The 1,409-nt window shown below is 71.3% G+C and carries 1 protein-coding gene; it reads left to right on the top strand.

All coding sequences use genetic code 11. The annotated features are described in order from the left end of the window. The coding region (locus ABZ354_RS28575; RefSeq protein WP_358661616.1) for a polyketide synthase at positions 1–1,409 on the top strand (1,409 nt) is incomplete at both ends.

Genomic DNA, 1,409 nt, shown 5'->3' on the forward strand with positions numbered 1-1,409 from the left:
CCGGATCCTGACAGTGCGGGGACGTCGTACACGAGCGAGGGTGGTTTCCTGCGGGGGGCGGGGCTTTTCGACGCGGGGTTCTTCGGGATTTCGCCGCGGGAGGCGCTGGCCATGGACCCGCAGCAGCGGTTGCTGCTGGAGACCTCCTGGGAGGCGTTGGAGAACGTCGGTGTCGATCCGGTTTCGTTGAAGGGGACCGATGTCGCGGTGTTCTCGGGCCTTTCCAGTCAGGGCTATGGAGCTGGTTCCGGTGTGGTGACGCCGGAGTCCGAGGGCTTCGCGGGCACGGGGGCGGCGGGGAGCGTGGCGTCGGGCCGGGTGTCGTACGTGCTCGGGTTCGAAGGGCCCGCGGTCACGGTGGATACGGCGTGTTCGTCGTCGCTGGTGGCCATTCACCTGGCCGCGCAGTCACTGCGGCAGGGCGAGTCCTCCTTGGCGCTGGCCGGCGGCGTGATGGTGATGGCGACACCCGGCAACTTCGTGGCGTTCTCCCGTCAGCGGGGCCTGGCCAGGGACGGGCGGTGCAAGGCGTTCTCCTCGGACGCGGACGGCATGGGGCTGGCCGAGGGCGTGGGTGTGGTGGTGCTGGAGCGGCTCTCGGTGGCGCGGGAGCGTGGGCACCGGGTGCTGGCCGTGGTCCGTGGGTCGGCCGTGAATCAGGACGGTGCGTCGAACGGTCTGACGGCTCCGAACGGTCCGTCGCAGCAGCGGGTGATCCGCAGTGCTCTGGCCAAGGCAGGGCTTTCCCCGTCCGATGTCGATGTGGTGGAGGCCCACGGGACCGGTACGGCTCTGGGCGATCCGATCGAGGCGCAGGCGCTGCTGGCGACGTACGGGCAGGGGCGGGAGTCCGGGCGGCCGTTGTGGCTGGGGTCGCTGAAGTCGAACATCGGGCACACCCAGGCCGCTGCGGGCGTGGGCAGCGTGATCAAGATGGTGCAGGCGCTGCGCCACGGGGTGCTTCCGGCCACCCTGCACGTGCAGGAGCCCACGGCTGAGGTGGACTGGTCGGTGGGTGCGGTGGAGTTGTTGACGGAGGCGCGGGAGTGGGTGCGGGGTGATCGTCCTCGGCGGGCGGGGGTGTCGTCGTTCGGCGTCAGTGGGACGAACGCGCATCTGATTCTGGAGGAGGCGCCGGCTGAGGAGGCCGCTGACGCGCCCACGGAGGCGCTCGTTGACGCGCCCCCTGAGGAACCGCCGCCCTCGCCCGTTTCCGTGGGTGTGGTGCCGTTGGTGGTGTCGGCGCGGAGTGCGGGGTCGTTGGCGGGGCAGGCGGGTCGGCTCGCTGCTTGGGTCGAGAGTCCGGACGGGGCCTCGCTGGCGGGTGTGGCCGGGGTGTTGGTGTCTGGTCGTGCGGTGCTGGGTGAGCGTGCGGTGGTGGTGGCGGGTTCGGAGGGGGAGGCGCTGGC

The sequence above is a fragment of the Streptomyces sp. NPDC005925 genome, assembly GCF_040638805.1.
Taxonomy (GTDB): Bacteria; Actinomycetota; Actinomycetes; order Streptomycetales; family Streptomycetaceae; genus Streptomyces.